The following is a 13,741-nucleotide window of genomic DNA, read 5'->3' on the forward strand; positions in this document are numbered from 1 at the left end:
GATCACCCTGATTATTATTTCCACAAATCAGAAGGATAAAGACCTTCTGCTGTCAACTCCAGCAACCGCTCTTTAACGATCTGCGCATCTTCTTTAAAAGTGACCCCAAACCATTTAGCCTGGGTAGGGATCATTTTCACTACTCCCGCACCTGTGCTGATCAATTGATCGGCAACTTCAGGGATCAGGAATTCAGCTTTCAGGTTATTGACATTCTCTTGCAGAAACTTAAGATAACCAACTTCGCTCCAATTCACAAACTCTGGCGTAAAACAAAAGAAGTTCATACTCACTTTTGTATCCATTGGCAATTCAATCAGCGCATCACCGTCCTTCGCAAATGCTTTACCATCCTTTTTAACAACCTCTTTACGTTCTGTAATTCCGGTAATATGACCTGCTGCATTTACATTAATCTCCCCACGGGTCACTGAACCGTGATCACTTAAGCTATTTTTAAGCTCATATCCGATACAGGCATATTTCCCGGCCGCGGCTTCTGTAGTCAGAAAACCGTAAGCCTGCTTAAATGCGTCGTACCCATAAAAATCATCGGCATTAATCACAGCAAAGGGTGCATCCAGAACCTCTTTGGTACAGAGCAGCGCATGCTGTGTTCCAAATGGCTTTGTACGGTCTGCAGAGATCTCCTGACCACCACTAAACTTATCCAGAGATTGATAAACGTAGTCCAGTTCAATCCTGCCCGCAAGTTTAGGCTCAATAGATGCTTTAAAAGAGGCAGCAAACTCTTCACGGATGATAAAGATCACCTTACCAAACCCTGCTTTAATGGCATCAAAAATTGAATACTCCATAATGGTTTCTCCGGAAGGCCCAAAAGATTCAATTTGTTTGTTACCACCATAACGGCTCGCCATTCCGGCAGCCAAAATAACCAGTGAGGGTTTTAATTTAGTCATAAGTAGAAATGTTATAGGTACAAATATAGCACTCTTACCGATTTTACCTCATTAACACAGCATTAAATTTTCACTTAAATACAATATATTAACATAATAAGCCTTTTATTAAACGCAAATAGCAATAGAAACATAATTATAATAACATAAAAATAAATACATTTGCAAGAAGAGGATGTGATTAAGGTTAAAAAATCATTAACTCCTGAATTCTGTACCAGTTTACAGGGAATAATTCAATAATTTTAGAATCAAAGGGGATAAATGCCATTAAAACCTTACGCTATAAATTATTATCGTTCAATAATTAGCAAAACGAAAGAATAAATAACCAAAAAAGTAAATAAATATAAGATTTTCAATCATTTAAGAGCAACCATATTCAACCAGAAAAGATGAAAAACAACAACTTTGTATTGATAATGGCCGGCGGTATCGGCAGCAGGTTCTGGCCTAAAAGCCGCAATGCCTACCCTAAACAGTTTCTTGACATCCTTGGAATCGGCAAATCGCTCCTTCAATTAACATATGATCGTTTCTTGAAATTATGCCCGCCAGACAACATATACATTGTAACTAATAGTCAGTATAGTAATATTATTATCAATCAACTAAAAGGGATTAGCTTAGAGCAATTGATCTGCGAGCCAAGCCGGAACAACACAGCTCCATGTATCGCCTATGCCTCCTTCAAACTGAATAAAATCAACCCGGAAGCGAACATTGTCGTTGCGCCTTCAGATCATTTTATATTGCATGAGGACATTTTTATTGAAAAAGTGGAACAGGCACTGGCTTATACGCAGCAGCACGATGTACTGGTTACTTTAGGAATTTCACCAACCAGGCCGGACACCGGATATGGTTATATTAAATATGCGGCAGCTCAGGACCAGGGGCTTCATAAAGTAGTTCAGTTTACTGAGAAACCTTCCCTGGAAAAAGCGAAAGAATTCCTGAAAGCAGGAGATTATCTTTGGAATGCCGGTATTTTCATCTGGAAGGTCAGCGCTATTCTCAAAGGATTAAAAGAACACGCAGAAACGATCTATACATTATTTGATAGCGGAAAAGAGCTATATAACACTTCTGAAGAGCAGACATTCATTACGCAGAACTATCCAAAATCACCAAACATATCTATTGATTATGCGATCATGGAACAAGCTGATAATGTATATACTATTCCTTCAGATTTTGGCTGGTCAGATCTTGGGACCTGGGCTTCTTTGTATGAGTCCGCCCCAAGAAATGATGACAACAATGTATTATCTGCTAAACAGCTTAATATAAAAGATACACAGAACAGTATTATTCACATCAACAATGATAAGCTGGCTATTATCCGCGGCCTTGATAATTTCATCGTGGTAGACGAGGGCAATGCTTTATTGATTTACCCTAAAGACCAGGAACAGGAAATCAAAGAAGTGGTCAAAGAAATGAACATCACTTTCGGAGAAACTTTCAGTTAAAAAAACCATTAAGCTCTCTAAATATACACACGCTACTGTACCTTTTTTATCCTGATCCTGTTATGAGTTTAATTGATAATTTTAATACTAAGTTAATATTAGTCCCCGCAGCGCTTTTCGTACTGACCAGCCAGCTAAAGGCGCAAACTTTTAAAAATATAAAAGCCGAAGTGGAAACTCAGGCTATCGGAACAACCGGGGGCGTAGTTCCTTTCTGGATGCGGTCTAACCAGTTCGGCTCCACTCCTTCGCCTGGTGCATCGGCTAGTTTTATCGCAAGGTTCCACCGTGATTATAGCACACCTTCTTCTATAGATAGTACGGCAGGAAAGAAAAAGCTGATCGATTGGGGATTTGGATTTGATGGAAGAGCAAATGTGGGAAAAGAATCTGAACTTCAGTTAATTGAAGCTTATGCGAAAGTCAGAGCCGGAATTTTTCAGCTTCAGGGCGGAAGGACAAAAGATGTCATGGGCCTGAATGGTGATACAACCTTAAGTTCAGGTAATTTTTCTGTATCGGGAAATGCACTGGGCATCCCCAAAATCGAGCTTTCAATTCCCAATTATTATACTATTCCAGCCTTCAATGGCCTGTTCGCGATCAAAGGAAACTTTGCGCATGGCTGGGTTGGAAAAACAAGAATTCTGGATGTGATTAACGGTTCGCAGTCGAGCAATCAAATTTATCAAATCCAGAACACCCACCCTACTACTTATTTCCATCAAAAGTCTTTGTATGTTCGCCTGGGCAGGGAAGACTGGAAACTCAAATTTTATGGCGGATTCAATCATCAGGTATACTGGGGGAATGAGAAAGACGCTTATGGTCCCAATTTCAAGCTTTCCCCGCTGAAGTCGTTCTTTTATGTAGCCACAGGTAAGTCTTATGGAGCTGCCGGAGTACCTACTTCTAAAATTGGTAATCAGCTGGGCTCGGTTGATCTTGGCGCTGAATATGATTTTAACAGCGTTAAAGTCATGCTATACCGACAGACTTTTTATGATGTAGGTGCTTTATCAAAACTGGCAAATATCAGGGACGGTTTAAATGGAGTGAGCATTGAGAATAAAAATTACAACCGTAAAAATCGTGGATTTGAGTGGAAGAAAGCATTATTTGAGTTCTTTTATTCTAAAGATCAGGCAGGTTATCCGTGGTCTATACCCACCAAGTCAGGTGATGAGGATTATTACAATAATTTCTATTATTTGGAAGGATGGTCTTACAAGGGTGCAGGAGTCGGAAATCCACTGGTCACCACAAAAGACGATGCGCGAAAAGGCCAGGCTTTCCGGTATGCGGATAATTTCATCAATAACCGGATAGTCGCAGTACATTTCGGTCTTTCAGGAAGTTTACAGCAATGGGATTTCACGACAAAACTTACGTATTCAAAAAACTATGGTACTTTCGGAACGAGTGTTTATGGCGGGTCGACGGGCTCCATCAGAAATCCGCAGACGACAAATATCTTCGTCCCTGTTGACCAGTTTTCTTTTTACCTGGAAGGCATGAGACCAATAAACAAGGGCTATAGTGTTGGTTTTGCTACAGCCCTTGATCAGGGTAAACTACTTTATAATTCTTATGGTATGCTTTTAAAGCTGAGAAAGAGCTGGTAAACAGCAGATCAACCTTAACGGTTGATCTGCCCTTTAATGGCAGCAAAGTGATTGGCGTATTGATCAACGATCAATTCCCAATCATAAATCCGGGTAATTTTATCCCTGTTATTGGCTATCATCGACTGGTAGCTATCCTGGTCATAAACTACTTTCAGCAAGTGCTTTTGAACATCGGCCGCGTTTTGGAAATAAATAGCATCGCCTTCTAAAATATAACGATTGAAAGGGTTGTCATTGGCACAAATCAAACTGCTCGAGGCCATAGCTTCCAGCAAGGATGGATTAGTACCGCCAACGGTATGTCCATGAAAGTATATTTTCGAGAAATGCCTCAAGCTGTTTAAAGTGCCGATGTTATAAATTCCGCCAATAAATTGAATTTGAGGGTGTGCAGCAAATTTCTCTTTCAGATAATTCCCGTAAGCGGTTTCATGTTTGCCGACAACCAGAAACGGAATATCCAGGTTACCCATCGAAACACCATCCAGAATAACCTCTATACTGTTTTCCGGCTCTAACCTGGCAATCAGCATATTATAAGCATACGGAGCTAATTTATATTCCTGAAGAACGCCTGGATCAGGCTGATCAAATAAGGTAGCGCCATAGGCGATAAAAGTAGAGTCTTTTTGGTATTTATCCTTCAGATAGTTCTGAATTCCGATAGAGTCTGAAATCAAATGATCACTGTATTTTACGCCCAGACTTTCTGCATATCTCAGGAATTTCTTTACTTTTTCTGAGTACTTGGTACGTTTCCATTCCAGTCCATCCATATTGGTGGTCACCACCACTTTTTTAGGCAGCATCCAGCCCCAGACAGAACTGCTGGTATACCCTAATTGCAGGATTATATCACAATTTTGTCTGCGCACATCAAGAATACAGTTCAAATCATAAATAAACTGACCTGCAGTTCCAATTTTATCTTCAGGATCATAACAGTGCACAAGCTTAACTCCGTTCCATTCCTTTTCTTGATAGGGATGATTGTGAGAGTTATAAACGATAACCTCAAATCCTCTTTTTACTAACCCAAGCGCAAGGTACTCTGCACATTGTTCAAAACCACCATAATAGTTTGGTATACCTCTTGTCCCGATTATCGCTATGCGCATATATGATCTTTGCTAATTATATTATAAAATTTATCTGCTATTACTGTCCAGTTATATTTACTGGTTATTTCCTGTTTGATTTGTTCAAAAGGGTATGCTTTGTCCTCCAATACTGCGCGTAACATGAATTCAAATGCGGATTGATCACCGGGGTCAAATAAGTATTTGAAAAAGCCAAATTCTGACATCGCGGTCTGATTAGAACAAATCACCTTACAATCATTCATGGCGGCTTCTATAGGCGGGATACCAAATCCTTCTGCCAGTGATGGAAATGCAAAAGCTTCTGCCTGCTGATAAAAAGCGTTCAGATCGGGCCAGCTGATGCCTTCCAGAAAATGAATATATTTCCGGTTATCTTCGTTAATCAGGCTTTGTAATTCATTAAAAGCGTCTTGCTCAATTTTCTCTTTTTTACTTCCGATGAACACCAGGTTATAGCCTTGTTCATAGAGTTTTAAATTCAAAAAGGCTTTGAGCAGTCCGCCATGATTTTTCCTGGGCTCAAAACGACTGACAAACAGGATATACTTTTCAATGCCATATTTCGCTTTGATATTAATGTCAGTTTCTACCTTTCTTGGGCTTACGGTAACCGCATTCGGGGTCACATGAATTTGCTCCTTATCGATCAGAAACTTTTTAGAAACATCAAGTCTTGAATATTCTGAAACAGTTAATACGATGTCTGATCTTTTAGCGGAAGCTAAAAAAAGCACCTTTCTGCTGATGCGGTACGACCAGGGAAAGTATTGTTTAAATTCTAAAAAAAGCAGGTCATGAACAGTGTTGATAAATTTGCAGTTTTTAATAAAGGGAACAATATACTGGAAGTGTGCATAGTCATATTTCCCCTCTTTAATTAACCTGGGATACTCCGTCAGCAATCTTTTCATACTGGAACCTGCATTCAATTGCACAAATTGAAATCTTGGGTCAGGGAACAGTGCTTTTAAGTGCTGCAGGTCATTTGCACATAAAGAGATTTCGAGCCCTTCGAATTCCACCAGTGCAGAGTATAATCCGTACATGTAAGTGGCCGTGCCCTGAAAAGAATGATCAAATATATGTGCGTCGAGCAGAATTCTTATCTTTTTTGGTATCAAACTCATTATTGTTTATTTAAGGCTTTTTGTAGTCCTCTGAGGAAGTTTGGTCCTTTTGCAGAGGGAGTCAGGTAAGCACCTTCTCCGTTTTCATTCCATGCGTAGAGCAGTGCAATGTTTTCTTTTGTGGTGTGCGTTGTATTTTTATTCATCCAGGTCATCATACCGGAAACGGAATTGTAAACTGATTTCTCAGAATAACCGACAAAATAGGGAGCAGTATCATAGGCGTTATTTGCCGCTGCCCAAGGCCTTGGGTCCCAGTTCAGGGTTGATACAGGAATATAAGGCAGGTCACTGATTTTAGCCACCCTGTTCCATAGCCTTTTCTCAGCAGTGCGCATGCTGTCAATTGGAATCTGCGTGGTTTTCGCAGTAAAGCCTGCGCTATGCTGATTATATCCGGTCAGAATATCAAATCCACAGTCTTCTGCTTGTTTGATACTTTGCGGATCACCAGCAATACAGGCAGCCATCGTCACCCCGCTTAGTCCTTTCGCTATTGCTTCAGTTTTCAAATCCTGAAAAGCACTTTTAACTGCAGCCGCAGAGCCTAAATTTTTAACAAGACTGGGCACAGAAAACAAAATGAGCAGCGGTTTGCCATTTACTTTTAAATAATTTGGCGTTTGAAATTGCCTGATCCATTCTGCCTGAACAGTACTCCAGTCTGCCGTCCCGATTTCAAATCCTTTGTGGTTGGCCACCATCAGGCAGTATTCCATTTTACTGGTATTGGCAGAGCTTTGAAAATACTTCAAGGCATTGTTTAAGGGCTCTGTTCTGTATTTATCCTTCCCGCTATAATACCAGCAGAAGCTAAAGAACGACAGCCCCGCATTGGAGGCGGCCAGAATTTGCTGGTCAACAACTTTTTGTGAACTCGTAATCCACCCCCATTTCGGCTTCCTGTTCGCAAAGGAATTCATGAGCTTAGGGCTGATATGCTGTGCATATTTTCCGGTCCATCCATCAAAATAGTAAGCTCCTAATTTAATGTCAGCAGCAGGTTTTTCTTTTGGGCTGCCCTGAAAGCCACCGGTAAACGGAATAATCGCAATCGCCAGGATCGCTATATTCATTTTGAGGGGAAGAAACGATGTCAAATTCATAAGCTATTGAAAAACAGTATATTCATTACTAAAATACTTTCTTAATTGCGCATAGATATACGTAAATTTCTTTTTTTCTTTACGGGCTAAAAGGTCAATCATCTGTGGGGTGAGCAAAGAAATCCCTTTAACGCCAAAAAATTCATGGGCATAAATTATGGTATTAGAATAAACGCCGACAACTTCTTTAAATTTTCCGTTCAACAGCATCGATTCGGCCGGAATACCATAGTCTTCAAAAAATTCAACCTGGCTGGAGGTGAGCTTACTTAAGGCTTCAATTTTTTCAGGACATGACCTTGGGTGAGGTTTAATAATCACCGTCAGCTTCAAATCGTTACAACGTTGAATGAATTTCTCATACAGATTCAGTTCTTCCTGCAAGGGAACAACCTTATCTTCAGAAAGAGATTGACAGAGCAGCAGCACGTCTTTGCCTTTAAAAGTATCAGCGCCTTCAGTAATTTGATAGGCAGTTTTCAAGACAGACAGAAACTCCTTTTTAAGGCTTGCCAGTGGCACATAACACTCCGCACTCACTTCTTCAACCTTACTGAACATGATCACCTGGCTGAAAATGGAATAATAATTTTTATAGACGTAGTATTTAACTTTCGACTGGATAAACAGGTACCCTGCAATTTGTTTTAACAGGCTGTGGTGTTTGAGTTCCGGCAGATAATCCAGAATGCCATCTTCTGATTTGATATAAGTTTTATCATCCCCAAAAAGATCATAAATGATTTTAAAGAGAACCGTTTGCTCGGAAAAGACCAGGATCGTTTCTACTGTTTTAAAGTAATCTTGCCGGAGGGATTGAATGATCGCATCTATATATGCGGATGCCGTGTTCGCTTTAGCTTTGGAAAGCACAGAAAGTTGTGACCATTCAATGATCATCCGGATCGTATCCTGATCGGTATCGAGTATTTTTATAATCTCAGCAAATGATTTCGGAGAGGATTTCTCTATGATATATTGCGGGTCGATTATATTTTCCTTAAGAATATAGCTCTTAGCCAAAAGAGCTTGCCATGGACTGCCTACTATGATCAACATATATTTTCTTTTCGTTATTTAGCGCTTCAATAGAGATTAGAATTAAAAGGGATAATTCTACGTAATAAATCAGGGGCAAAAGGAAGGACACCGCCAGGTAAACCAGGATAATAACGGTAGACAGGGAGCCTTTTTTATAATGGACCATTGGAAAGGACAGGTATATAAATACAGCTGTCATTAAACCGAGTTCAATAATCACAGACAGGTATCCGGATTCAATAACCAGTGCATTATCAAAAAATGCAGCGGTATGCGCACCTACTTTACCTAAGCCAATTCCATTGCCAATATTCTCCCATGCGATTTTATAACCCCTGTCCAGACTCTCAAAGTGTCCGGCAGAACTGGTATCTTCTAAAGAGGTACTGTTGCTCCAGAAAGTATCAATGGTACTGAGTTCCATTTCCTGGATAGCGGTGGGAACAATGAAAAACTGGATGATGACCACCAGTACCAGCACAACCAGATATTTTACTGTTTTCGGGGTAAAAATATTCAGGTAAGGAATGGCAAAGAAAAACAGATAGGTCGCAATGGTGGAACGGGTAAAGGTTAGCACAAGGCTGATGGTCAGCACCATGCTCAGGGTCTTGGCAAATTTAGCACTAAACAGTTCTTTGTATTTGAACAGGATAACCAAAGCCAGAATTAAATAAACGCTGTATGGAATGGGCGCAATAAACCCTCCTGCCCCTCTTTGCAGCAAGCCGTAACCAATGTAAAAGGTGAAATTGAGCTTTTCATCGCTAAAGGTGTTTACTGGATAACCTGCATTCAGGTAAATACTTTCTCCTAAAAACAGTTGCTGAATAATGGTAAAAATTGCCATCACAAAGGCACCGATAACAAACCATTTACAAATTCTTTCCCAGTCAATTAAGTCTGACAGTTTGTACAGCGAAATGGTCATTAAAATGGGCAGCAGGTATATCCTATAACTGTAAGCGGCGAGTAAACCGACACTGTTAAAGATCAGGTGTGCAGTTAACAGAAAAACGGTACTGAGAAGAATAACCAGCTTTATACCACTTATTTTAGGCCCCTTATGAGTAATAGCCAGGATAAACAGGGCTAATACTGCTAATTCCTTCCACAGCACGATGAGCGAGAAATACTTTCTGAGGTATCCGTTCACGATCAGTGAATGCCATGGAAGCAATAGCACAAGGCTTAAAAATAATCTATTAACTAATGCCTTCATTATTTGTCTTTTTAAAAATGTAGTAGTAAGAATAAAGCGCAATTAAAAATTCGGCAGCGAGCAAAGAGGCTATTGAACTGTACTTCAGATAACCCAGGAAATATCCGAGCAGATTCAGGACAAGCACAATCACGAGTCCGTAAATGGTCAGCCTGTTAAAGATCCCTCCGCCTTCAAATGCCTGCAAAAAAGTAATGGTAAAAAAGGACATACAAACTACACCGATCAGGGCAACGCCAACGTTAAAGTTGAACCGGATCACGTCAGAAATAGCAGTCGCCTTTGGCACGATGATATGAATAATCTCCTCCGAATAATTCAGGTAAACAACCAGAAATAAAACGAAACACAGTGTGGCCCCGAGGTTCAGAAACATGGATAGTTTCAGCGCCTTTTTCCTTTCGAGTTTACAGAAATATGGGTAGACAGAGGTAATCAGTATTGCCCTGCCCATACTGAAAATATTATAAAAGGTAAAGGCATAAGAGATCATCCCCAGCGTAGTTTTATCAAGCAGAAAACCGACCAGGATCAATCCGATTGAATTATAGGCCCTGGCACAGAAACTACCCGTAGTAAAAAGCATGGTTTCATTAAACTGGCTTTTAGGCCATGTTTTTTTGATCCCCACCAGCACGAGGTTGGACTTGGTAAACCATTTCAAAAAGAATCCGGAAATTATAGCTGCAGCGAGCAATGGGCCAATTTTAGCAACACTGATAATATAACTGTTGGTCAGGTCAAGCTTCTTCCAGATCAGCAGGTAAAGTACAAGTAAAGCGACCCCGTTTGTGGTCAGGTTGATCAGCGCCTGACTGGAGATTTTACCAACTCCTTTTAAAATCCAGTCGCAGTAATAGAGATAGATTACCCCCCATATAATTAAAAGGGTGGCGAAAGTAAGAGAATCTTCAATAAAAAAGGAATAGACAATGGAGAACAATACCCAGACTATAAACCCTATAAAACGGAAGGTACTCACGGTAGTTACCATTTTTTTTATGTCCGTAATTTCCTTCAGCTTGATCAGCTCTTTTACACCAAAATTCTGTGAGCCGAAGTCAATGACAGTCTGCCCTATAGAAGTGATGGTGATAAATAAAGAAAAGTACCCATAAGTACTGACAGAAAAATTCCTGGAAACCAGCAGCACAATAATTAAGGTGCAAAGCCTGTTCAGGGATTCAAAGAAAACCGTCTTAAGGATACTGAATTTCATTGTGCAGCGATTAGCTTAAATTGTGTGATGTAATTTTCAGAAAGACGTTTCAGCTCAGGATTGTTATAGCCTGCAAAAGAAATCGTATTGAATTCAGCAGCGTCATAATCATTGATAGAATCACCGATCAGCACGACCTCATTTTTATCATACTGATTCGCTGTTAATACATTTTCAACGAGTTGTTTTTTGGGTGTCGGAGAGCCGTTGATCGTTTTAAAATACCTCGAAAGACCTAATTCATCATTGATCAGCTGAAGTTCTTTACCGTCAGATCCGGAAACAATGTGCATCTGGAAATTCTGCCAGTTGGCTTTAATGAATTCAACGCTGTCAGCAATCAACAGTTTTTCATCCAGCAACAGGGAAAGCATAATTTCAGAAAACCGGGCTGCCAGTTCCAATACCTGCGCTTCAGTGATCGTTTCTTTCCTGATCTGCTCAAAGAAATACCTGAATTTAACATACCTTGAAAGGCCGCCATTCAGTTCATGGTAAGCCATCAGCTCCTCCACTTGTTCTTTAGGATATTTTGCCAATACCAGTTCAAATCCTTTTGATCTTATGGGCATGGAGTCCATAATGACCCCATCGAAATCCCATAATATTACTTTATACTTTGATAGCATCTTCTTTGAGTTTAGCTAATACTTCTGTTAAGTCTTCCGGATTGTCTATCGCAATAGACTCACTGGACAACTCAATCATTCTCACTTCGTAATTCAGCTCCAGAAATCTTAAAATTTCAATGTCTTCTTCGGCTTCCAGAACTGTTTTATTTTTTGTTTCAGCAAAAGCTTTTAAAGCCAGGAAAGGAAATGCGTATATACAAACCTGTCTCCATGCTTTAACAAAGTCCAGGCTTTTATTTCCCGGAACAGGGCTCCTGGACATGTACAAAAGCCTGCCATCCGGTCTGAAAACAACTTTAGGCACTGACTTGCTTCTGTACTGTCTTTCATCGGTAATTGAGCAATATCCGTTCAGGATCTCCCCTGGATAAGTATCCAGATGGGAGATCATTTTTGTAATATCATTGGGGTTAAACAAAGGCTCATCACCCTGAACATTGATGTAATAGTCTGCTTTCACAAGGGCTGCGACTTCAGCTATCCGGTCTGTACCGGTTAAGCAGTGATCGGAGGTTAATAAGACCTGAATACCGAAGGACTCGCAATGCTCTACAATGCGCTGATCTTCAGTAGCCACGTATACTAAACTCTTATCTACAGCCTGAATACATTGTTCATAGGTCCGCAATAACATGCTTTTACCGTTTATATCGAGCAGCGGTTTCCCTGGAAACCTGGTCGATTGATACCGTGCGGGAATAACTACAATAAAGTTCATTAGCACACCAAACTATAGACTGAACCGGACTGTAAGGTTTTATACCTTGTAGGTGTTAAAGAGATAATATCTTTAGCATAAGCTTCCTGGAAGGTTTGGAATAAAAATTCATTTTCTTCCACCAGGCTTCTTTCCAGCTGAGAAATCGAAGCTTCCTGATAACCGTCAAAACCAGCAATATAAATCTCTTCGGCTTTTAATTCCAGCGCTGTTTGCAAGGCCAGGATACTGTGCGATTCTTTGAATTTCTCTGTAAAGGAGATCTGTTCAAATTCGAAACACTGATCATGGATCTGCGCAGGAATATAAGTCCCCATTTTACGCGGGAATGGAGGGAAAACACAAATTCCTTTAAAATCACCAAGGTCACTGAATACTTTTTCCAAACGATGGCCTTCATTTCCTACCAGGCAGTAAAACTGATCTGCCTGAACGTCTTTATAGTACAAGGCATTTTTTGAACTTGAATGTACCACGGCAATATTTTCAGTCTGGTTGATAAATTCAATGATCGCTTTAGCGTGTTCTACTGAATTTGGCCCGCCTCCCAGGATAAGTACTTTATCGTAAGATTTTGCAGGCTTGAAAACCGGCAGCTGCTCATTGTCTTTGATATTGTTCTTTTGATTCTGAAGTGCCCTGACCATACTGTTCAGAGAGTATACACGGGTAGTATACCAGTCCATTACATCTTTTTGAGGCAATGAATTTGATCCTGAAATCATATAAGGTACGTTAGTTCCCCATTCGTATTTTTTCAACAGCTTATCAAAACCGTCCACGACATTTCCAATCGCATTAAAGTCGATGTCCATGTTATATTTGGTATTCAAAACTGACAGTAACAGTTCAGTTTTTAAATTCCCTGCGCCACGGCCCATTCCTAAAATAGTTGAGTCCACAATATCAGCACCGTAATCAATGGCAGTCAAGGAGTTGATCAGTGCCATTTCCAGGTTATTGTGACCGTGGAAACCAATTTTACAATCAGTCTTTGAACGGATCAGGTCCATAGTTTGTTTCACATCATCAGGAAATACACCTCCGTAACTGTCTACCATGTAGAAATAATCAGCAAGTCCGTCAAGACCACTCAGCTCTTCCACGAAATTGCCGTATTGTTTCCATTTAGACATATACATCACGTTGAAACCTACTTCGAAACCGTATCTTTTGATTTCTGCGGCCAGTTTCAAAGCACGGCCTAATTGCTGCGGGTCCAGTGCGATACGCACCATATCAACGATACCGATGATCGGTTGCAGCAGGTCTGCTACGTGTTCAACTCTAATATCTTTTTCATTAAAAATGATAACGAGTTTTTTATTGGTCAGACTTTTTAACTCCTGCAGTTCATAGACAGGAGAATAAAAATATTTGCCATAATATTCTTTGATAGGAATGCTTCTGTAACCAACCTCTATGTAATCAACTGGCAGGTTGTTTAGAGATGACAGATAAGTATGGACTAAGCTTTTATCGAAGTCCCAGTTCGTGTAATAACCACCGTCCCTTAAGGTACAATCAAGTATTTTAAACATAATTAA

Annotated in this window: 12 protein-coding genes; 2 read left to right on the plus strand and 10 right to left on the minus strand. The window is 40.1% G+C overall.

Going from position 1 to position 13,741, the window contains the following annotated elements; translation table 11 throughout:
- Positions 1–14: 14 nt before the first annotated feature.
- Positions 15–923, minus strand: coding sequence for a nucleotidyltransferase family protein (locus tag LY11_RS14940; protein WP_111634471.1), 909 nt, complete (start codon positions 921–923; stop codon positions 15–17).
- A gap of 395 nt (positions 924–1,318) precedes the next feature.
- On the opposite strand from LY11_RS14940, the gene LY11_RS14945 reads away from it, so the two are divergent.
- Both LY11_RS14945 and LY11_RS14950 read left to right on the plus strand, forming a co-directional pair.
- Positions 1,319–2,398: a mannose-1-phosphate guanylyltransferase gene (locus tag LY11_RS14945; protein WP_111634472.1), complete on the plus strand. Its 1,080-nt coding sequence runs from the start codon at positions 1,319–1,321 to the stop codon at positions 2,396–2,398.
- A 62-nt stretch (positions 2,399–2,460) separates the two neighbouring features.
- The gene (locus LY11_RS14950; RefSeq protein WP_111634473.1) at positions 2,461–4,023 is read left to right on the plus strand and encodes a capsule assembly Wzi family protein; all 1,563 of its coding nucleotides are present in this window, start codon (positions 2,461–2,463) and stop codon (positions 4,021–4,023) included.
- A gap of 14 nt (positions 4,024–4,037) precedes the next feature.
- On the opposite strand, the gene LY11_RS14955 is transcribed toward LY11_RS14950, so the two are convergent.
- Genes LY11_RS14955 through LY11_RS14995 form a run of 9 tightly spaced genes read right to left on the minus strand, consistent with a single transcriptional unit; the run spans position 4,038 to position 13,735 of the window.
- On the minus strand, positions 4,038–5,144 hold the full coding sequence (locus LY11_RS14955; protein ID WP_111634474.1) for a DUF1972 domain-containing protein: 1,107 nt from the start codon (positions 5,142–5,144) through the stop codon (positions 4,038–4,040).
- A complete protein-coding gene (locus LY11_RS14960; RefSeq protein WP_111634475.1) occupies positions 5,135–6,256 on the minus strand; it encodes a glycosyltransferase family 4 protein in 1,122 nt (373 codons plus the stop codon). The genes LY11_RS14955 and LY11_RS14960 overlap by 10 nt, the downstream gene beginning before the upstream one ends.
- Positions 6,256–7,332 carry a glycoside hydrolase family 99-like domain-containing protein gene (locus tag LY11_RS14965; protein WP_111634476.1) on the minus strand — a complete coding sequence of 359 codons (1,077 nt, stop codon included), beginning with the start codon at positions 7,330–7,332 and terminating at the stop codon, positions 6,256–6,258. The genes LY11_RS14960 and LY11_RS14965 overlap by 1 nt, the downstream gene beginning before the upstream one ends.
- A gap of 33 nt (positions 7,333–7,365) precedes the next feature.
- Positions 7,366–8,421: an alpha-2,8-polysialyltransferase family protein gene (locus LY11_RS14970; RefSeq protein ID WP_111634477.1), complete on the minus strand. Its 1,056-nt coding sequence runs from the start codon at positions 8,419–8,421 to the stop codon at positions 7,366–7,368.
- Entirely contained in the window at positions 8,378–9,625 is a 1,248-nt protein-coding gene (locus LY11_RS14975) for a hypothetical protein (RefSeq protein ID WP_111634478.1), read from the minus strand. Before LY11_RS14975 ends, LY11_RS14970 begins: the two co-directional genes overlap by 44 nt.
- Positions 9,609–10,844, minus strand: coding sequence for an MATE family efflux transporter (locus tag LY11_RS14980; RefSeq protein ID WP_111634479.1), 1,236 nt, complete (start codon positions 10,842–10,844; stop codon positions 9,609–9,611). The genes LY11_RS14975 and LY11_RS14980 overlap by 17 nt, the downstream gene beginning before the upstream one ends.
- Complete coding sequence (locus LY11_RS14985) at positions 10,841–11,473, minus strand: HAD family hydrolase (protein WP_111634480.1); 633 nt, start codon at positions 11,471–11,473, stop codon at positions 10,841–10,843. The genes LY11_RS14980 and LY11_RS14985 overlap by 4 nt, the downstream gene beginning before the upstream one ends.
- Positions 11,457–12,194 carry a 3-deoxy-manno-octulosonate cytidylyltransferase gene (locus tag LY11_RS14990; protein ID WP_111634481.1) on the minus strand — a complete coding sequence of 246 codons (738 nt, stop codon included), beginning with the start codon at positions 12,192–12,194 and terminating at the stop codon, positions 11,457–11,459. The genes LY11_RS14985 and LY11_RS14990 overlap by 17 nt, the downstream gene beginning before the upstream one ends.
- Positions 12,194–13,735: an aldolase catalytic domain-containing protein gene (locus tag LY11_RS14995; protein ID WP_111634482.1), complete on the minus strand. Its 1,542-nt coding sequence runs from the start codon at positions 13,733–13,735 to the stop codon at positions 12,194–12,196. The genes LY11_RS14990 and LY11_RS14995 overlap by 1 nt, the downstream gene beginning before the upstream one ends.
- Positions 13,736–13,741 lie beyond the last annotated feature (6 nt).

Origin of the sequence: Pedobacter cryoconitis (genome assembly GCF_003259615.1) — a bacterium.
In the GTDB taxonomy this organism is placed as follows: domain Bacteria; phylum Bacteroidota; class Bacteroidia; order Sphingobacteriales; family Sphingobacteriaceae; genus Pedobacter; species Pedobacter cryoconitis.

What these genes read in the sequence shown, in the direction of transcription:
- LY11_RS14970 (WP_111634477.1), bottom strand. Translation starts at nt 8,421, where the DNA reads ATGTTGATCATAGTAGGCAGTCCATGGCAAGCTCTTTTGGCTAAGAGC.
- LY11_RS14965 (WP_111634476.1), bottom strand. Translation starts at nt 7,332, where the DNA reads ATGAATATAGCGATCCTGGCGATTGCGATTATTCCGTTTACCGGTGGC.
- LY11_RS14945 (WP_111634472.1), top strand. Translation starts at nt 1,319, where the DNA reads ATGAAAAACAACAACTTTGTATTGATAATGGCCGGCGGTATCGGCAGC.
- LY11_RS14960 (WP_111634475.1), bottom strand. Translation starts at nt 6,256, where the DNA reads ATGAGTTTGATACCAAAAAAGATAAGAATTCTGCTCGACGCACATATA.
- LY11_RS14950 (WP_111634473.1), top strand. Translation starts at nt 2,461, where the DNA reads ATGAGTTTAATTGATAATTTTAATACTAAGTTAATATTAGTCCCCGCA.
- LY11_RS14995 (WP_111634482.1), bottom strand. Translation starts at nt 13,735, where the DNA reads ATGTTTAAAATACTTGATTGTACCTTAAGGGACGGTGGTTATTACACG.
- LY11_RS14955 (WP_111634474.1), bottom strand. Translation starts at nt 5,144, where the DNA reads ATGCGCATAGCGATAATCGGGACAAGAGGTATACCAAACTATTATGGT.
- LY11_RS14975 (WP_111634478.1), bottom strand. Translation starts at nt 9,625, where the DNA reads ATGAAGGCATTAGTTAATAGATTATTTTTAAGCCTTGTGCTATTGCTT.
- LY11_RS14940 (WP_111634471.1), bottom strand. Translation starts at nt 923, where the DNA reads ATGACTAAATTAAAACCCTCACTGGTTATTTTGGCTGCCGGAATGGCG.
- LY11_RS14990 (WP_111634481.1), bottom strand. Translation starts at nt 12,194, where the DNA reads ATGAACTTTATTGTAGTTATTCCCGCACGGTATCAATCGACCAGGTTT.
- LY11_RS14985 (WP_111634480.1), bottom strand. Translation starts at nt 11,473, where the DNA reads ATGCTATCAAAGTATAAAGTAATATTATGGGATTTCGATGGGGTCATT.
- LY11_RS14980 (WP_111634479.1), bottom strand. Translation starts at nt 10,844, where the DNA reads ATGAAATTCAGTATCCTTAAGACGGTTTTCTTTGAATCCCTGAACAGG.